This is a genomic window from Citrobacter sp. Igbk 16 (assembly GCF_028069755.1).
In the GTDB taxonomy this organism is placed as follows: Bacteria; Pseudomonadota; Gammaproteobacteria; order Enterobacterales; family Enterobacteriaceae; genus Citrobacter.
Genome location: NZ_JANEWJ010000001.1, coordinates 16,953 through 36,358 on the forward strand (window position 1 = coordinate 16,953; position 19,406 = coordinate 36,358).

Genomic DNA, 19,406 nt, shown 5'->3' on the forward strand with positions numbered 1-19,406 from the left:
AAATTATAACACACCCGTGCAGATTCAGGTAAATGGATTCCCCCAGACGGAGGCTTTATTCATCCCGTCAGGCTGATATACTCGTTTGCATTGCAAATTTAGGAGTAGAAGCCCCAATGAATGCCGAAAAACCGCCGGTAACTCACAACGTTGACCATGAAGAAATTGCCAAGTTTGAAGCAGTCGCGTCGCGCTGGTGGGATCTTGAGGGTGAATTTAAGCCTCTGCACCGCATAAACCCGCTGCGTCTGGGCTATATTGCCGAGCGGTCAGGTGGTCTGTTTGGTAAAAAGGTACTCGACGTCGGCTGCGGCGGCGGGATTCTGGCAGAGAGCATGGCGCGTGAAGGCGCAACGGTCACCGGCCTGGATATGGGGTTTGAACCCTTACAGGTGGCAAAACTGCATGCGCTGGAAAGCGGCATACATGTTGAGTATGTGCAAGAGACAGTCGAAGAACACGCCGAGAAATATGCGCACCAGTATGACGTCGTCACCTGTATGGAAATGCTGGAACACGTACCGGACCCGCAGTCTGTGGTCAGAGCCTGCGCCAAACTGGTCAAACCCGGCGGCGAAGTGTTTTTCTCCACGCTCAACCGTAACGGTAAGTCCTGGTTGATGGCCGTGGTCGGCGCGGAATATATTCTGCGCATGGTGCCTAAAGGTACACACGATGTGAAAAAATTTATTAAGCCGGCTGAATTGTTACAGTGGGTTGACCAGACGGTGTTGAAGGAACGTCACATGACCGGTCTGCATTACAACCCCATCACCAACACCTTCAAACTGGGCCCCGGCGTGGATGTGAACTATATGGTGCATACCACGGCAAAAGCGGAATAAGTTAAGGCTTCTCACGCTAACGCCCGATGGCGCTGCGCTTATCAGGCCTACATATCCGCACCATCGTAGGCCGGATAAGGCGCGCCAGCGCCGCCATCCGGCACGACACCGAGCGTCAATGCCTGATGTCGCTTCGCTTATCAGGCCTACGTGATTACGCATCACCTACTCATCCTGAGTAGGTGCCTTAGGGCAATTTTTGTGCCAGATCATAAGAACTTTCTTTGCCTTAGATGAAGAAATCAGCACTCGATCAAATTTTCTATTTTTTTTCTCAATTATTGACATCCCCGCCAGGCCTTATAAGACGCGCACTTAGCGATTCTTACCCTTTTGCAACCTCAATTTAACCTCAAAATCAACTCTTGTACTGAAAAGAATCCCTACTAGAATACTCACCATATAGCGTCTATTTTATCAAACAACCCCTACATATAGTATTTATCCACAGACTTAGTCACAACGTGGCACTGTGGATAATATGGGGGATATTTTTTCTTTCACGGACAGGTAAAAAACCACATGAATCAGAGTCTGCTGGTGACAAAGCGTGATGGTAGTACAGAGCGCATCAATCTCGACAAAATCCATCGAGTTCTGGATTGGGCGGCAGAAGGACTGAATAACGTATCGATTTCACAGGTCGAGTTGCGCTCCCACATTCAGTTTTATGACGGTATCAAGACTTCCGATATCCATGAAACAATCATCAAAGCTGCTGCGGACCTGATCTCCCGCGACGCGCCGGATTATCAGTACCTGGCTGCTCGCCTGGCAATTTTCCACCTGCGTAAAAAAGCCTACGGTGAGTTTGAACCGCCTGCACTTTACGACCATGTTGTGAAAATGGTTGAAATGGGCAAATACGACAATCATCTGCTGGAAGACTACACGGAAGAAGAGTTCAAGCAGATGGACTCGTTCATCGAGCACGACCGTGATATGACCTTCTCTTATGCTGCGGTAAAGCAGTTAGAGGGCAAATATCTGGTGCAAAACCGTGTGACCGGTGAGATTTATGAAAGCGCGCAGTTCCTCTACATTCTGGTCGCGGCCTGCCTGTTCTCTAACTATCCGCGTGAAACGCGTCTGCAATATGTAAAACGTTTCTACGATGCCGTTTCAACGTTCAAAATTTCGCTGCCGACACCAATTATGTCCGGCGTGCGCACCCCTACCCGTCAGTTCAGTTCCTGTGTACTGATCGAGTGTGGCGACAGCCTGGATTCGATTAACGCCACGTCCAGCGCGATTGTAAAATACGTTTCTCAACGTGCTGGCATTGGTATCAACGCGGGTCGCATTCGTGCGCTGGGTAGCCCGATTCGCGGCGGTGAAGCGTTCCACACCGGCTGTATCCCGTTCTACAAACACTTCCAGACAGCGGTGAAATCCTGCTCGCAGGGCGGTGTTCGTGGCGGTGCCGCCACCCTGTTCTACCCAATGTGGCATCTGGAAGTCGAAAGCCTGCTGGTGCTGAAAAACAACCGTGGCGTTGAAGGCAACCGCGTCCGTCATATGGACTACGGTGTGCAAATCAACAAGCTGATGTATACGCGCCTGCTGAAAGGCGGTGACATCACCCTGTTCAGCCCGTCCGATGTTCCGGGTCTGTACGACGCATTCTTCGCCGATCAGGACGAGTTTGAACGCCTGTACACAAAATATGAAAACGACGACAGCATCCGCAAACAGCGCGTGAAAGCAGTTGAGCTGTTCTCGCTGATGATGCAGGAACGTGCTTCTACTGGTCGTATCTACATTCAGAACGTTGACCACTGCAACACCCACAGCCCGTTTGATCCGGCTGTCGCACCGGTACGCCAGTCCAACCTGTGTCTGGAAATCGCACTGCCGACCAAACCGTTGACCGATGTGAACGACGAAAACGGTGAAATCGCACTGTGTACGTTATCCGCATTCAACCTTGGTGCTATCGACAGCCTGGATGAGCTGGAAGAACTGGCCGTACTGGCTGTGCGTGCTCTCGATGCGCTGCTGGATTACCAGGATTATCCAATTCCGGCCGCTAAACGTGGTGCCATGGGCCGTCGTACGCTGGGTATTGGCGTGATCAACTACGCCTACTGGCTGGCGAAAAACGGTAAGCGTTACTCTGACGGCAGCGCAAATAACCTGACCCACAAAACCTTTGAAGCCATTCAGTATTACCTGCTGAAAGCCTCTAACGAACTGGCAAAAGAGCAAGGCGCATGCCCGTGGTTCAACGAAACCACCTATGCACAGGGTATTTTGCCGATCGATACCTATAAGAAAGATCTGGATGCCATTGCCAACGAGCCGTTGCACCTGGATTGGGAGCAACTGCGTGAGTCCATTAAGACCCACGGTCTGCGTAACTCCACGCTTTCTGCGCTGATGCCGTCGGAGACCTCTTCGCAGATCTCCAACGCCACTAACGGCATTGAACCGCCGCGCGGCTACGTGAGCATTAAAGCATCCAAAGATGGCATTCTGCGTCAGGTTGTGCCGGACTACGAACACCTGCACGACGCGTACGAACTGCTGTGGGAAATGCCGAACAATGACGGGTATCTGCAACTGGTAGGGATCATGCAGAAATTTATCGATCAGTCGATTTCTGCCAACACCAACTACGATCCGTCACGCTTCCCATCAGGAAAAGTGCCGATGCAGCAGTTACTGAAAGACCTGCTCACCGCCTACAAATTTGGTGTCAAAACGCTGTATTATCAGAACACCCGCGACGGTGCGGAAGATTCTCAGGACGATCTGGTGCCATCCATTCAGGATGATGGCTGCGAAAGCGGCGCATGTAAGATCTGATGAATGATGCCGGGTGGCGCTACGCTTACCCGGCCTACGATTGCACGGTTTGTAGGCCGGAAAAGGTGCTTGCACCGCCTCCGGCGCACATCCCACAAAGGATTCACATCAATGGCATACACCACTTTTTCACAGACGAAAAATGACCAGCTTCTGGAACCGATGTTTTTCGGCCAGCCGGTGAACGTCGCCCGCTACGACCAGCAAAAATATGACATCTTCGAAAAACTGATCGAAAAACAGCTCTCTTTCTTCTGGCGTCCGGAAGAAGTCGACGTTTCACGTGACCGCATTGACTTCCAGGCACTGCCGGAACATGAAAAACATATTTTTATCAGCAACCTGAAGTATCAGACGCTGCTGGACTCTATTCAGGGGCGTAGCCCGAACGTGGCTCTGCTGCCGCTGATTTCTATCCCTGAGTTGGAAACCTGGGTGGAAACGTGGGCATTTTCCGAGACTATCCACTCCCGCTCTTATACCCATATCATCCGTAATATCGTTAACGATCCCGCGGTGGTGTTCGACGATATCGTCACCAACGAACAGATCCAGAAACGCGCGGAAGGTATTTCCAGCTACTACGATGAGTTAATCGAGATGACCAGCTACTGGCATCTGCTGGGCGAAGGCACGCATACGGTTAATGGTAAAACGGTTGTCGTCAATCTGCGTGAACTGAAGAAAAAACTGTATCTGTGCCTGATGAGCGTTAACGCGCTGGAAGCTATTCGCTTCTACGTCAGCTTTGCCTGCTCTTTCGCTTTTGCGGAACGCGAACTGATGGAAGGCAATGCAAAAATCATTCGTCTGATTGCCCGTGATGAAGCCCTGCATCTGACCGGCACCCAGCATATGCTGAACCTGCTGCGTAGCGGTGTCGACGATCCAGAGATGGCCGAAATTGCCGAAGAGTGTAAACAAGAGTGCTATGACCTGTTTGTACAGGCCGCGCTGCAGGAAAAAGAGTGGGCAGATTATCTGTTCCGTGACGGTTCGATGATCGGTCTGAACAAAGATATCCTGTGCCAGTACGTTGAGTACATCACCAATATCCGTATGCAGGCTGTTGGTCTTGATCTGCCATTCCAGACACGCTCTAACCCGATCCCGTGGATCAATACTTGGCTGGTATCCGATAACGTCCAGGTTGCACCGCAGGAAGTGGAAGTCAGCTCTTACCTGGTCGGCCAAATCGACGCCGAAGTTGATACCGACGACCTGAGTAATTTCCAGCTCTGATGGGCCGCGTTACTCTGCGCATCTCTGGCACACAACTGCTGTGCCAGGATGAACATCCTTCCCTGCTCGCCGCGCTCGAATCGCACAACGTTGAAGTCGAGTATCAGTGCCGCGAAGGTTACTGCGGTTCCTGTCGTACCCGCCTGGTGGCGGGACAGGTTGACTGGATCGCAGAACCTCTGGCGTTTATTCAGCCGGGTGAGATATTGCCCTGCTGTTGCCGGGCAAAAGGGGATATTGAGATTGAAATGTAGCGCTTAATGGACTTCATGCGCGGGGACCAATACCACACCTCCGCGTCTTTTCATCTGCATGATATACAACGCCCCGGCCAGCACCACCAGCAAAGCCCCGACCAGGTAAATCGCCCGATACCCCACGCCTTCAACCATCATCCCCATGATGAACGCACCAATCGCCATTCCCGCGTCCATTGCATTGAAAAACAACGAATTGGCAACACCGATTTTGTGCGGCTCCACCGAGCTAATAATTTGTGTCTGAAACACAGGTGTCACTGAGCCATAGCCGATACCAATTAATCCACCGGCCAGAATCATCATCATACTCCCGTTGGTGTAACCCAGCGCCACCAACCCAACGGTGAAGGCCAGTAAGCACGGGTAAACCACGTATTTCGGCCCTTTTTTATCACAGATATTGCCGGTAAAGGTTCGGCAGACCATCAGGCAAATAGCGTAGCAAAGCAGGAAATTACTGGCAGCTGCCATCAAATCCAATTCGCGGGCATACAATGCAAGGAAGGCTGAAACACCCGCATAGGAAAAGGTCATAAAGAATGTCACCATCGCGAAAGGCAGCGCAGCGCGGTCAAACATGGCGGCAAAGCCCAGCTTCGGTTTAGATCCATCAGCGTGACGAATCACTGGCGGTACGGCGACAATCAGTGACAGCACAATCCCCAGCGCCGCCACGGCCGTGCACAGCCAGAATGCGGCGGTGTATGCTTCCCAGCGCGCCATGTTCAGCCCGACCCATGGCCCAACCACCATCGCCAATCCCATGGCTAACGAGAAAAAACTGATGCCCTCCCCACGTCGGGAGGCCGGTATCAACCGCGCGGAAATCGTTCCTTTTACCGTGGTTATAACGCCAAACGTTACACCATGAAGCACCCGAATCAGCAGGAGTGATTCAATTGAATGGCAAACCGGATACAGCGCAGTGACCACCAAAAAGGCCAGAGAAGAGAGCACCAGAATCGTTTTATTCGAATATTTTCCCACCCACTGCCCGGCAAAAGGACGAACAAGAATGGCTGCGCCCAAAAAGAACGTGACTAATAAACCGGCCTTATCAGGAGTAGCATGCAGGCGATCCGAAATATAGATCGGAAGCAGGGTCAGCAGGACATAAAAAACAAAAAAGATAATAAAGCTGATAATTGTTATTGCCCAAAAATCCTTCGTCCACAGTTTTTCTTTCATTTTCGACAACCTGTTCAGACGGCGCACGCAGGCAACGCTCAGCTCAACTGAACCACGGACAGGTGCGTCAAAATGTGATTTATACCCGTCATACTTCACGTTGCTTACGTGTTGGCTACGCCAATTATTTTGGGTACTGAATGTAGAAAGCAAGTATAAACAGGCCTATGCTATTAGAGAAATTAATCATTTTAATTATATTAATTAGAGATAACTAATGACGCTAACACAGATCCACGCCCTGCTTGCCGTGCTTGAGTACGGTGGTTTCACCGAAGCCAGCAAGCGGCTCTATATGACCCAATCGGCAGTGAGTCAGGCTATTTCAGCGCTTGAAGAAGAGCTGGGCATCGATATTTTAATCCGTGAGCGTCGAAAAGATATTCAGCTAACGCCAGCAGGTTCCCGGCTTATCCCACACCTTCGTGAGATTATCGTGCAAACGCACGCGGTCAAAGAGATTGCCGAGCAGGAGAAGCAAAACCCAATTCGTACCCTGCATATTGGCTGTTTTCCCAGTGCCTGCGCCTGCATTTTACCCGGCATCATCCGCTACTTTGAGCATCAGCACCCTACTATCAAAATCATACCCTACGAAGAGAACAGCAACGAGATAGTGGATTCACTCCGCAATGGGAGCATTGATGCAGGCTTTGTACACTTCCCGGTCAGCAATATGTATTGCGTACCTGTCATTCGTGACAGATTCACCGTAGTGGTCCCCGAAAGCCACCCGCTGGCAGCCAACACCACCGTTTCGCTGGAAGAACTGATGGGAGAACCGCTGATTATCAGTAAAGGCCGCTATGAATTAAGCATCATGACATTGTTTAAAGAAAAAGGGATTGAGCCAGTTATTAAATACGAATTTAACCATCCGGATACCGCAATGAGTTTTATTCGCCAAGGGCTGGGGATTGCATTATTACCGGAACTCACGCTGAAGGCAGTTGGCGGGGAAATTCGCTCTGTAGCGCTGGAGCCAACGTTTTATCGACAAATATCGTTATTGGCAAAAGAGCCGCCGGTAGACGGCAGCCCTTTATTTCTACTGCAGGCATATATGGAATCGTTGACTGCTGACGGCCTCATCTAGCAATCTGCTCACGCTTCACCAATAAGGCCTGCGAAAATACGTTCATCGCAGGCCTTCTGCCGTTACTCTTTATGCAGGAATTTCACCGCTTTGTCGGGGAAGTCGGTGAACAGCCCGTCAACGCCCGCCTTGTTGTACAACACGTCATACAACTGGTTTACATCCGTTGCATAATCCGGCAGCTGATCGGCACGAACAGTATAAGGATGCACCACCATCTTGTTCTGGTGCGCGTCCTGTACCATACCCGTTAATGAGATATTGCCCTTACTGGACTTCTCATCAACCAGCATATGGTAGTCCGGCCCAATGCCGTCCGCATACTCCGCCACCTGCTTCATGGCACCCGGTTTGAACATCCAGTCGTAGTTGTAATTCACCCAACTGCCGTCTGGCTTTTTCTCCTGAGTTTCATTCCAGTCAGTGTACGCAATCAACTGCACCAAATTGAGATCCATTCCCATCTTCGGTTCCAGTTCATTTTTGATGCGTTTTAACTCCGCAACATCAAAGCACTGCAGATAGACATTGTCTTGTTTACCGGTGTACCCGTACTTTTTCAGCACTTCCAGCGTTTTAGCGGCGATGTCCTTCCCTTCCTGGTGATGGAACCACGGCGCTTTCATTTCCGGGTAAATACCGATGTTTTTGCCGGTTGAATGATTTAATCCCTGAACAAACTCAATTTCTTCTTCGAAAGTGTGCACACGGAAATCAGATTTACCCATAGGGAAACGCCCTGGATATGTCTGTACCTTTTTGCCATTTTCGATATCAAAACCTTCGGTAAATTTCAGCGATTTGATCTCATCCAGCGTAAAGTCAATGGCATAGTAACGCCCATCTTTACGCGCACGATCCGGAAAGCGCTCAGCAACATCGGTTACGCGGTCAAGATAGTGGTCATGCAGGACAACCAGGTGATCATCCTTGGTCATCACCAAATCCTGCTCCAGAAAATCCGCACCCTGAGCATAAGCCATCGCTTTCGCAGGCAGCGTGTGCTCGGGTAAATATCCGCTGGCACCACGGTGTGCAATGACAATTTTATCTGCGGCAACCGCCGCACTGCTAACAACCATACCTGCCAGCATCAGCGCTACGCTGAGACTTTTCAATGTGGTTTTCATCCATTAGCCCCCGTTACGCTTCAGCATCATTTCTGCATGATGGCGTTTTTCACCAATCATGACGACCACCAGCAGAATCACCGCCAGTACGCTACCGCCAATCATCACCATGAAGCCGCCATCCCAGCCGAAGAAGTCAACGGTGTAACCTACAATGGCGCTCGCCGCTACAGAGCCGCCCAGGTAGCCGAACAGTCCAGTAAAGCCTGCCGCCGTCCCCGCCGCTTTTTTCGGTGCCAGTTCCAGCGCATGCAGACCGATCAACATGACCGGGCCGTAGATCAGGAAGCCGATGATAATCATACAAGCCATATCCACGTTCGGATTGCCTGCCGGGTTCATCCAGTAAACGACCGTCGCGATGGTGACCAGCGTCATAAAGAACACACCTGTGGCACCACGGTTACCGCGGAAGACTTTATCCGACATCCAGCCGCACAGCAGCGTACCTGGAATACCGGCATACTCGTACAGGAAGTAAGCCCAGGACGATTTATCCAGCGCAAAATGCTTCACTTCTTTCAGATAGGTCGGTGACCAGTCCAGGATACCGTAACGAAGCAGATAGACGAACACGTTGGCGATAGCGATATACCACAACAGTTTGTTCGGCAGTACGTATTGCATGAAGATCTGCTTCGCAGTCAGCTCTTCTTCCGCTTTTTCGTTGTAATCATCCGGATAGTCGTTCTTGTACTCTTCGATAGGCGGCAGGCCACAGGACTGCGGCGTATCACGCATCATCGCAAAGGCGAACAGCGCAACGACTATCGCACCAAAGGCAGGCATGTACAGCGCAGCTTTCCAGTCGTTAAACCAGGCCATACCCAACAGGAACAGCAGCGGAGGCAGACCGCCACCTACGTTATGCGCACAGTTCCACACGGAAACGATGCCGCCACGCTCTTTCTGCGACCACCAGTGCACCATGGTACGGCCACACGGCGGCCACCCCATCCCCTGGAACCAACCGCAGAGGAACAGCAGCACAAACATGACGGCAATGCTGGATGTCGCCCACGGCACGAAGCCCATGAACAGCATCACCGCAGCAGCCAGAATCAGACCCGCTGGCAGGAAAACGCGCGGATTCGAGCGATCCGAGACGGACCCCATGATGAATTTCGAAAATCCGTATGCAATGGAGATACCGGACAACGCAAAGCCCAGATCGCCACGAGAGAAACCCTGTTCAACCAGATACGGCATGGCCAGAGCAAAGTTCTTACGTACCAGATAGTACGCGGCATAACCGAAAAAAATCCCCAGGAAAATCTGCCAGCGCAATCGACGATAAGTCGGATCGATCTCCGCTGCAGCTAAACGCGCTTTGTGTGGCGCAGGTTTAAAAATACTCAACATATATAGTAGCCTCCGTGGCCGTCTTTCATTCGAAGGAAACACTGCAGATTGCCGTAACAACCCTACCGCTCCCAGTGTGGCCGCGATGTTAAGGAAACATTCAGGGCAATAATGTGAATTACAGCACAGATTGTTACACATTTATGACAAATGTTCATAAAAGCGCACGGAATCACGTTTCATTTTCGAATTATGAGCGATTATGCGCGAAATCAAACAATCCATGTTTTTTATGTGGCTAAATGATAAAAAACGAACTGTGAGGAAAAACAATGAAAACTCGCGACTCGCAAACAAGTGACGTGATTATCATTGGTGGAGGAGCAACAGGTGCAGGGATCGCACGCGACTGTGCCCTGCGCGGATTGCGCGTCATCTTAGTAGAACGCCACGATATCGCGACAGGCGCGACGGGCCGTAACCACGGTCTGCTGCACAGCGGAGCACGTTACGCTGTTACTGATGCTGAATCTGCCCGCGAATGCATTAGCGAAAACCAAATTCTGAAACGTATCGCCCGCCATTGTGTTGAGCCGACGGACGGTCTGTTTATTACGCTGCCAGAAGATGAACTCTCTTTCCAGGCAACCTTTATTCGTGCCTGTGAAGACGCGGGCATCCGCGCAGAAGCGATTGATCCACAGCAGGCGCGGATTATCGAACCTTCGGTAAACCCGCAACTGATTGGCGCAGTGAAAGTACCAGACGGTACCGTCGATCCTTTCCGCTTAACCGCCGCCAACATGCTGGATGCACGAGAGCACGGTGCGATTATCTTAACGGCGCATGAAGTGACGGGACTGATCCGCGAAGGCGCAACGGTTTGCGGGGTGAACGTACGCAACCATCTGACGGGCGAGATGCAGTCTCTGCATGCGCCGGTGGTCGTTAATGCCGCCGGGATCTGGGGTCAGCGCATTGCGGAATATGCCGATCTGAGCATCCGTATGTTCCCTGCGAAAGGTTCTCTGTTGATCATGGACCATCGCATAAACCAGCATGTTATCAACCGCTGCCGTAAGCCATCTGACGCCGATATTCTGGTCCCTGGCGATACCATTTCGCTGATCGGTACAACCTCACAGCACATTGATTACGACGATATCGACAGCAACCGCGTCACCGCAGAAGAGGTGGATATTCTGCTGCGTGAAGGTGAGAAGTTGGCGCCAATTATGGCGAAAACTCGCATCCTGCGTGCTTACTCCGGTGTGCGTCCGCTGGTGGCAAGCGACGACGATCCGACCGGCCGTAACGTCAGCCGCGGTATTGTGTTATTCGATCACGCCACGCGCGACGGACTGGACGGATTTATCACCATTACCGGTGGCAAACTGATGACCTACCGCCTGATGGCGGAATGGGCCACCGACGCAGTGTGCCGTAAACTGGGCAATTCTCGCCCTTGTACGACCGCAGAGACAGCACTGCCAGGCTCGCAGGAATCGACCGAACACACGCTTAAACGCGTTATCTCTTTGCCAGCACCACTGCGCGGCTCAGCGGTCTACCGCCATGGCGACCGCACCCCGGCATGGCTTAGCGAAGGCCGTCAACACCGCAGCCTGGTCTGTGAATGTGAAGCCGTCACCGCAGGCGAAGTGCAATATGCCGTTGAAAATTTAACCGTCAACAGTTTGCTCGACTTACGTCGTCGCACCCGCGTCGGGATGGGGACGTGTCAGGGCGAATTGTGTGCCTGCCGCGCCGCAGGTTTGCTACAACGTTTTAATGTCACTACCGCCGCACAATCTATCACCCAGCTTTCTGAATTCCTCAACGAACGCTGGAAAGGCGTGCAGCCTATCGCGTGGGGAGATGCACTGCGCGAAAGCGAGTTCACCCGCTGGGTTTATCAGGGGTTATGCGGTCTGGAAAAGGAGCACCAGGATGAAATTTGATACCGTCATTATCGGCGGCGGTCTCGCCGGGCTGATGTGTGGCCTGCAACTGCAAAAAAGCGGGTTGCGCTGCACGATTGTTACCCGCGGCCAAAGCGCTCTGCACTTTTCCTCCGGCTCACTGGATTTGCTCAGCAACCTGCCAGATGGTCAACCGGTAACCGACATTGAAGCAGGGCTGAATGCACTGCGTACTCAAGCTCCGGGTCATCCTTATAGCACCATCGGAACGCAGACTGTACTGGCGCTGGCGCAGCAGGCGCAGAATCTGTTGGAAGAGTGCGGAACACATTTGCACGGTAAGGTTCATCAAGCTCATCAACGTGTAACACCGTTGGGAACCCTGCGTTCAACCTGGCTTAGTTCGGCGGAAGTGCCGGTCTGGCCGTTATCAGCACAACGCATCTGTGTGGTGGGAATTAGCGGCTTACTGGATTTCCAGGCGCACCTGGCCGCGGCCTCACTGCGCCAGCGTAACCTCAGCGTCGAAACGGCTGAAATCGATTTGCCAGAACTGGATGTCCTGCGTGATAACCCAACCGAGTTTCGTGCCGTCAACATTGCACGTCTGTTAGATAACGAAGATAAATGGTCGCTGCTCTATGACGCCCTGCTGCCAATCGCAAAAACCTGCGACATGATAATTATGCCAGCCTGTTTCGGTCTGGCTGATGATCGGCTCTGGAAGTGGCTCAACGACCGCCTGCCCTGCTCACTGATGTTATTACCCACTTTACCGCCATCAGTGTTGGGCATGCGCCTGCATAACAAATTGCAGCGCCAATTTGTACGCCAGGGTGGGGTGTGGATGCCTGGCGATGAAGTGAAAAAAATCACCTGTCAGGATGGTGTTGTCAGCGAAATCTGGACCCGCAACCATGCCGATATTCCATTGCGTCCACGCTTCGCCGTGCTCGCCAGCGGTAGCTTCTTTAGCAGCGGGCTGGTTGCCACGCGTGAGGCCGTTCATGAGCCGATTCTCGGTCTGGATGTACAACAAACCGCCACACGTGCGCAATGGTATCAGCGTGACGTTTTTGATCCGCAGCCGTGGCAACAGTTTGGCGTAACCACCGATGCTGAACTGCGTCCATCGCTTGCAGGAAAAACAGTAGAGAATATGTTTGCCATCGGATCGGTACTTGGCGGTTTTGACCCTATCGCCCAGGGTTGCGGAGGCGGAGTGTGCGCAGTGAGCGCTTTACACGCCGCTCATCATATTGCGAAACGTGCAGGAGGCCAGCAATGAGCGACACACGTTTTGAAAGTTGTATCAAATGCACAGTGTGCACCACAGCCTGCCCGGTAAGCCGTGTCAACCCTGGTTACCCTGGCCCTAAACAAGCCGGCCCTGACGGTGAACGTCTGCGTTTGAAAGATGGTGCGTTATACGACGATGCGCTGAAATATTGCATCAACTGCAAACGCTGTGAAGTGGCCTGCCCTTCGGATGTCAAAATTGGCGATATCATTCAACGCGCTCGTGCCAAATACGACACGACGCGTCCATCGATACGTAACTTTGTCTTAAGCCATACCGATTTGATGGGCAGTGTTTCTACGCCGTTCGCACCCATCGTGAACACCGCTACATCATTGAAACCGGTGCGTCAACTGCTGGATTACGCGTTAAAAATCGATCATCGCCGTACGCTGCCGAAGTACTCCTTTGGCACCTTCCGCCGCTGGTATCGCAGCGTTGCCGCACAGCAGGCGCAGTACCAGGATCAGGTCGCCTTTTTCCACGGCTGTTTTGTGAATTACAACCATCCCCAGCTCGGCAAAGACCTGATCAAGGTGTTGAATGCGATGGGTACCGGCGTACAACTGCTGAGTAAAGAGAAATGCTGTGGTGTACCACTGATCGCCAACGGTTTCACCGATAAAGCACGTAAGCAGGCAGTAAGCAACGTGGCTTCACTGCGAGAAGCGATTGACGGAAAAGGCATCCCGGTTATTGCCACCTCTTCAACCTGTACCTTTGCGCTACGCGATGAATACCCTGAAGTGCTGGATGTCGACAACTCAGGTCTGCGCGAACATATTGAACTGGCTACACGCTGGCTGTGGCGCAAGCTGGACGAAGGGAAAACGTTGCCGCTGAAAACGTTGCCGCTAAAAGTGGTCTATCACACACCCTGTCATATGGAGAAAATGGGCTGGACACTCTATACGCTGGAACTGCTGCGACAAATTCCTGGGCTTGAACTGACTGTGCTGGATTCACAGTGCTGCGGGATCGCCGGAACTTACGGATTCAAAAAGGAAAACTATCCGACATCACAGTCAATCGGCGCACCGTTATTCCGCCAGATGGAAGAAAGCGGCGCGGATATCGTCGTGACCGACTGCGAAACGTGTAAATGGCAGATTGAGATGTCAACAAGCCTTCGCTGCGAACACCCTATCACCCTGCTTGCCAAAGCGTTGGGTTAAACCTGTTGCCCGGTGTCATTTGCTACCGGGCATTTTTTTGCGTAGCCCGTTCCGCTTAATTGAATACGTTGCAGTCGGGCGTATTTATCTCTGATTCACCCACGCAAAGACCCCATTTTCCGCATGCAGCGCATATTAAAAGTGGATACCGTCACGCCATCTTCTCTTTCCGGTGACGGACTACCATGGCTAAATCCACTACATCTACACCGCATGATGCCGTTTTTAAAAAGATAATGTCTTACCCTGAGATGGCTCGGGATTATCTGGATATACATCTTCCCACCGCATTACGTGAGATATGCGATTTAAAAACGCTGAAGCTGGAGTCCACCAGTTTTATCGAACAAGATCTCCGCGCATACTACTCTGACGTAGTGTGGTCGTTAGAAACCCGCGAAGGCCAGGGCTATATCTATTGTGTTATTGAACATCAGAGTACGGCGGTACAGCACATGGCATTTCGCCTGATGCGTTATGCCACTGCTGCGATGCAGTATCATCTTGATGCCGGGAATAAAACGCTGCCGCTGGTAATCCCCATGTTGTTTTATCACGGTCAACAAAGTCCTTATCCCTGGTCACTCAACTGGCTGGATGAATTTGACAATCCACAGCTGGCACGACAGCTTTATTCAGAAGCCTTTCCGCTGGTCGACATTACCGTGATACCTGACGATGAAATCGCACAGCATCGGCGTGTTGCACTGCTAGAGTTGATGCAAAAACATATCCGCGATCGCGATTTGATGGGATTAGTGGACCGCCTGGTCTCGCTATTAGTTACAAGCACCGCTAATGACAGCCAGCTACAAACGCTATTTAATTACCTGCTACGGTACGGTGACGTTTCTCACGTCAGCGAATTTATCCATGAAGTTGCTGAACGTTCCCCCCACCACAAGGAGAGGTTGATGACAATCGCAGAGAGGCTAAAACAAGAAGGTCACCACAATGGGCTACAACAAGGATTAGCGCAAGGAGTACAGAAAGGTACGCAAGAAGAAGCCTTACGTATCGCGCGCATGATGCTGGTAAATGGAATTGATCGTGATTTGGTTCGGTTAATTACTGGGCTATTGCCTGACGATGTCACAGAATGAGTCAGATTGGGAAGGTTTTTAGCCTTCCCAATCAATCATTAAATCGTGAGCGATTCAACCACTTCTATCCAGCCGTGTTCCCCGGCAATATCCTGACCATTTAGCCAACGCCGCAGCATATTAAGCGCCATCATTGCGCAAACTTCCTGACGAACAGCCAAACTGTAGCGATTTGCATTGAGTCGCACCCGCAAGGCATGCGTACCGTCAGGTGTTGCCAGTGCGAAGTTAATATGTTCGTTTTCGAAACCCGATACCGCCAGCGCCAGTTCGGCATAATGGTTGCCGCGTCGTTCGGTTATCCAGTGCGCCGTTTGTGCCAGCGTTTCTTCCTGAGATGGCACCACCTCGCTCGCTAACAGCGGGGCACTGGCGCGAGACAGCTGCAGAGCAATTAAGCCTCCGGTAAATTGCTCGCTCAGCGTCAGACTGTACTGGCGCTCCTGGAGCTTACGGGTAATTTGCGCAGGTAACCCTTCGGTACCTTCAAAAATCATGTTCTGGCCGGCAACGCGTTTCACCTCTGGCCATAGCGCCAGCATCGCTTCACGTTGGGAATCAGGCCCGGTTAACTTCAGCTCGATAATCGGCATCGACGAGCGATATCCCATTGTCACCCCTGGCGGTAAAACCAGAGAGTCCAGGCTCTGTGCCAGATCGCTTTCAGAACGACCAAAGGTCGTTAAGCGCAGGCATAGCGGGGGCTGAGAGAGAGAAAAACGTTCACGCAGGCGCGGCAGGATCTCATGTTCAACCATGACTTTAAATTCTGACGGCACACCCGGCGTAAAAAACATCAGGCAGCGATTAAGCTTCACGGCGAACCCGCAGGCCGTTCCGACCGGATTATTAATAAACTCCGCGCTGGCCGGAAGTTCAGCCTGTTTGCGATTGCTCGGTGCCATCACACGTCCCCGCTCACGGAAAAAACGCGTCATTTCGGCCAGCCACGCTTCATGCAGAACCAGCCCTTCACCTTTTGCGGTTGCCGCCGCCAGTGCGCTCAAATCATCGCTAGTCGGCCCTAAGCCACCATTGACGATCAGCACATCAGCATGTTCGCTACGCTCACGCAGAATAGCGACCAAATCATTCAGATTGTCGCCTACCGTATTGCGGCGTGTTAATGGTAATCCCTGATTAAAGAAAAAATCGGCCAGCCAGGCGGCATTGGTGTCGACGATTTGTCCGTGCAACACTTCATCCCCGGTGGATAGCATCTCCACGTTTAACATCGTGTTCTCCTGCTTTTATGATGAAAACACTATAACGCAAGGAGGGGGGAAGGCGCGACTGAACGCCGCGCCTGGTAGATTAGAAACTGGCGTTAACCCCGATGTATGGGCCGTCAGCAATCGCGTTATCGCGGTTGCCATCTTTACCCGCCAGATTCAGGTAACGGTAACCTGCTTCAATGCTCAGCGGACGCATAATCGTCAGACGCGCACCGGCATTTGCTTCTTCGTAGCTGTCGATCCCGCTGGAGAGTGAGTCCGGGGAGTAGTAGTATTCGCCAAACAGACGGAAACTGTCGCCAATCGGCCACTGTAAACCACCACCGACAGCTGCCGCGTAGCCTTCATCACCGTCTTTCGGGTTGGTATAGATACCTTTCCCACCGACTGTTGCCAGCAACGGACCCAGAGGGATATTCAGACCAAGGCCAAGCCCTGCAACATCACCGTCGTCATCGTTATGCATCCAGTTGCCGCTAACAGCCAGCCCGGTGGACTCAGTACCCATACCAAAACCGAGGTTAGTGTAATCTTCGCCAGCCTGACCGCTAATGCTAATCGCATTCGCCGACGCAGAAACAAACAGCATTCCGGCAAAACCCAGTAATAAACTTTTTTTCATTTTCTATCCTTTCCAGCAAGAATCAAAACATAGCCCCAAAACCGCTGGATTGTACTGCCAGATGGCGAGGAATCAATGAGCTAAAAAAGCGATGCAATGACATATTGTAACTAAATACTACCCGCAATGTTTCAGTAAGGTTAAGTTCTTACCTGAAATTGACGGTGAAAGGCACCTGATTGCCGTTTTCAACAGACAACCTTCTTTTCCCCGGCAAAGCAGACTTAAACAGCAATGAAGCGTTTTTTCTGTCGCCTGCAAAAGGTAAGATATGTTAACGATGGACTCCTCCGCCCTCCCCTACAAGGAACAGACTAATGCGTCAAAGAACGATTGTTTGCCCACTCATTCAAAATGAAGGCTGTTATTTACTGTGCAAAATGGCCGACGATCGCGGCGTTTTCCCTGGTCAGTGGGCGTTGTCTGGCGGCGGCGTTGAGCCAGGCGAACGTATCGAAGAAGCCTTACGTCGGGAAATCAGGGAAGAACTGGGAGAACGCCTCGAGTTATCGCAAATTACCCCCTGGACCTTCAGTGACGATATTCGAACCAAAACCTATGCTGATGGTAGCCAGGAAGAGATTTACATGATTTATCTCATCTTCGATTGTGTTTCCGCTAACCGTGAAGTGAAGATTAACGAAGAGTTCCAGGACTTCGCCTGGGTTAAACCGGAAGATCTCGCCCAATACGATTTAAACATCGCCACACGTAAGACGTTAACATTGAAAGGGTTATTGTCAGCTTAAATGGTGATAGCAGTAGGATATTGATCCTTCAGATCATGGCATTGCACTCATCATTCAGCTGCAGGGCTGCAATGCCATAGCCACGACAAAATACGCGTAAAAATCATTTATTTTCAGACAAATAAAATAATCTCCTCCGCATCCTCCTTTATATCTTCAACCTTAAACTCTTAAGGATAAATTAACCTTCAGTCTTTAACCTTTGTGGCCTGATGAAATAATTAACGATGCCCCTGTTTATCACTAAAAATAAAACTGCGGTGGCGTTAAATGGCTTGAAGGAATAATGATGTCTGACTTTTTGCCTTTCTCCCGTCCGGCAATGGGTGATGAAGAACTTGCCGCAGTTAAGGCGGTTCTGGATTCAGGGTGGATAACCACGGGTCCTAAAAATCAGCAGTTGGAAGACGCTTTCTGCCAGCTCACAGGAAACCAAAACGCCGTTGCCGTCTGTTCCGCGACGGCAGGTATGCACATTACGCTAATGGCGCTGGGTGTGGGTGAAGGCGATGAAGTGATCACCCCGTCGATGACGTGGGTATCGACACTCAACATGATTGTCCTGCTGGGCGCCACACCGGTTATGATCGATGTCGACCGCGATACGCTGATGGTGACCCCTGAACACATTGAAGCCGCTATCACCCCGCGTACCAAAGCCATTATTCCCGTGCATTATGCCGGGGCCCCGGCCGATCTTGATGCCATTTACGCCATCGGTGAACGCTACGGAATCCCTGTTATTGAAGATGCAGCGCACGCCGTCGGAACGTTATACAAGGGGCGTCATGTTGGTGCTCGTGGTACCGCAATCTTTTCCTTTCACGCGATCAAGAATGTGACCTGTGCAGAGGGTGGGTTAATTGTTACTGACGACAGCCAGCTCGCTCAACGGCTTCGCAGCCTGAAATTCCACGGCCTGGGTGTAGATGCTTATGACCGTCAAACCTATGGTCGCGCGCCGCAGGCTGAAGTTCTCGCGCCGGGATACAAGTACAACCTGACTGACATCAACGCCGCCATCGCCCTGGTGCAGTTGAACAAGCTGGATCGTCTGAACGCGCGCCGGGCGCAAATTGCGCAGCAGTATCAACAAGCGCTGGCCGATACGCCGTTTCAACCGCTCACCCTGCCTCAGTGGTCGCATCTGCACGCCTGGCATTTGTTCATCATTCGCGTGGATGAAGCCCGCTGTGGACTGGGCAGAGATGCTCTGATGGAAGCACTAAAGGCCAGAAATATTGGTACAGGCCTGCATTTTCGCGCGGCCCACACGCAGAAATATTATCGCGAACGTTTCACCGATCTTTCTCTGCCTAATACCGAATGGAATAGCGCTCGCATTTGTTCACTGCCGCTATTTCCCGACATGACCGACGATGACACACAACGCGTCATTACGGCACTTCGCCAGATTGCAGGACAATAA

At 51.6% G+C, this 19,406-nt stretch carries 16 protein-coding genes; 11 read left to right on the forward strand and 5 right to left on the reverse strand.

Features of this window, described 5'->3' with window-relative positions; all coding sequences use genetic code 11:
- Window positions 1-116 precede the first annotated feature (116 nt).
- From ubiG to yfaE, 4 genes are all read left to right on the forward strand, one after another.
- The gene (gene ubiG, locus NNO03_RS00055) at window positions 117-845 is read left to right on the forward strand and encodes a bifunctional 2-polyprenyl-6-hydroxyphenol methylase/3-demethylubiquinol 3-O-methyltransferase UbiG (protein WP_271448513.1); all 729 of its coding nucleotides are present in this window, start codon (window positions 117-119) and stop codon (window positions 843-845) included.
- A gap of 522 nt (window positions 846-1,367) precedes the next feature.
- Window positions 1,368-3,653 (forward strand): class 1a ribonucleoside-diphosphate reductase subunit alpha, encoded by a 2,286-nt coding sequence (nrdA, locus tag NNO03_RS00060; RefSeq protein ID WP_271448514.1) that lies wholly within the window; start codon window positions 1,368-1,370, stop codon window positions 3,651-3,653.
- 111 nt (window positions 3,654-3,764) lie between these two features.
- Window positions 3,765-4,895 carry a class Ia ribonucleoside-diphosphate reductase subunit beta gene (gene nrdB / locus NNO03_RS00065; protein ID WP_003834668.1) on the forward strand — a complete coding sequence of 377 codons (1,131 nt, stop codon included), beginning with the start codon at window positions 3,765-3,767 and terminating at the stop codon, window positions 4,893-4,895.
- A complete protein-coding gene (gene yfaE, locus NNO03_RS00070; protein ID WP_135321220.1) occupies window positions 4,895-5,149 on the forward strand; it encodes a ferredoxin-like diferric-tyrosyl radical cofactor maintenance protein YfaE in 255 nt (84 codons plus the stop codon). Before nrdB ends, yfaE begins: the two co-directional genes overlap by 1 nt.
- A gap of 3 nt (window positions 5,150-5,152) precedes the next feature.
- Here the strand turns inward: yfaE and NNO03_RS00075 are convergent, their stop codons facing one another.
- Window positions 5,153-6,343: an MFS transporter gene (locus tag NNO03_RS00075; protein WP_333908881.1), complete on the reverse strand. Its 1,191-nt coding sequence runs from the start codon at window positions 6,341-6,343 to the stop codon at window positions 5,153-5,155.
- 217 nt (window positions 6,344-6,560) lie between these two features.
- Between NNO03_RS00075 and NNO03_RS00080 the strand changes: the two genes are divergently transcribed.
- Window positions 6,561-7,439: a LysR family transcriptional regulator gene (locus tag NNO03_RS00080; protein ID WP_271448516.1), complete on the forward strand. Its 879-nt coding sequence runs from the start codon at window positions 6,561-6,563 to the stop codon at window positions 7,437-7,439.
- Between the two features lie 62 nt (window positions 7,440-7,501).
- On the opposite strand, the gene glpQ is transcribed toward NNO03_RS00080, so the two are convergent.
- Both glpQ and glpT read right to left on the reverse strand, forming a co-directional pair.
- Window positions 7,502-8,569 (reverse strand): glycerophosphodiester phosphodiesterase, encoded by a 1,068-nt coding sequence (gene glpQ, locus NNO03_RS00085; protein WP_137384133.1) that lies wholly within the window; start codon window positions 8,567-8,569, stop codon window positions 7,502-7,504.
- Between the two features lie 3 nt (window positions 8,570-8,572).
- Window positions 8,573-9,931: a glycerol-3-phosphate transporter gene (gene glpT / locus NNO03_RS00090; protein WP_137384134.1), complete on the reverse strand. Its 1,359-nt coding sequence runs from the start codon at window positions 9,929-9,931 to the stop codon at window positions 8,573-8,575.
- A gap of 272 nt (window positions 9,932-10,203) precedes the next feature.
- On the opposite strand from glpT, the gene glpA reads away from it, so the two are divergent.
- From glpA to NNO03_RS00110, 4 genes are all read left to right on the forward strand, one after another.
- Window positions 10,204-11,832, forward strand: a complete 1,629-nt coding sequence (glpA, locus tag NNO03_RS00095) for an anaerobic glycerol-3-phosphate dehydrogenase subunit A (RefSeq protein WP_048211097.1) — start codon at window positions 10,204-10,206, stop codon at window positions 11,830-11,832.
- The gene (gene glpB / locus NNO03_RS00100; RefSeq protein ID WP_271448517.1) at window positions 11,822-13,081 is read left to right on the forward strand and encodes a glycerol-3-phosphate dehydrogenase subunit GlpB; all 1,260 of its coding nucleotides are present in this window, start codon (window positions 11,822-11,824) and stop codon (window positions 13,079-13,081) included. Before glpA ends, glpB begins: the two co-directional genes overlap by 11 nt.
- On the forward strand, window positions 13,078-14,268 hold the full coding sequence (glpC, locus tag NNO03_RS00105) for an anaerobic glycerol-3-phosphate dehydrogenase subunit GlpC (protein WP_271448518.1): 1,191 nt from the start codon (window positions 13,078-13,080) through the stop codon (window positions 14,266-14,268). Before glpB ends, glpC begins: the two co-directional genes overlap by 4 nt.
- A gap of 185 nt (window positions 14,269-14,453) precedes the next feature.
- On the forward strand, window positions 14,454-15,371 hold the full coding sequence (locus NNO03_RS00110; protein WP_271448519.1) for an Rpn family recombination-promoting nuclease/putative transposase: 918 nt from the start codon (window positions 14,454-14,456) through the stop codon (window positions 15,369-15,371).
- Window positions 15,372-15,409: 38 nt separating this feature from the next.
- Here the strand turns inward: NNO03_RS00110 and NNO03_RS00115 are convergent, their stop codons facing one another.
- Both NNO03_RS00115 and NNO03_RS00120 read right to left on the reverse strand, forming a co-directional pair.
- Window positions 15,410-16,606 (reverse strand): nicotinamide mononucleotide deamidase-related protein YfaY, encoded by a 1,197-nt coding sequence (locus NNO03_RS00115; protein ID WP_271448520.1) that lies wholly within the window; start codon window positions 16,604-16,606, stop codon window positions 15,410-15,412.
- 79 nt (window positions 16,607-16,685) lie between these two features.
- The gene (locus NNO03_RS00120) at window positions 16,686-17,228 is read right to left on the reverse strand and encodes a YfaZ family protein (RefSeq protein WP_048211092.1); all 543 of its coding nucleotides are present in this window, start codon (window positions 17,226-17,228) and stop codon (window positions 16,686-16,688) included.
- 317 nt (window positions 17,229-17,545) lie between these two features.
- Between NNO03_RS00120 and nudI the strand changes: the two genes are divergently transcribed.
- The gene (nudI, locus tag NNO03_RS00125; protein ID WP_271448521.1) at window positions 17,546-17,977 is read left to right on the forward strand and encodes a nucleoside triphosphatase NudI; all 432 of its coding nucleotides are present in this window, start codon (window positions 17,546-17,548) and stop codon (window positions 17,975-17,977) included.
- Window positions 17,978-18,266: 289 nt separating this feature from the next.
- Window positions 18,267-19,406, forward strand: a complete 1,140-nt coding sequence (gene arnB / locus NNO03_RS00130; RefSeq protein WP_271448522.1) for a UDP-4-amino-4-deoxy-L-arabinose aminotransferase — start codon at window positions 18,267-18,269, stop codon at window positions 19,404-19,406.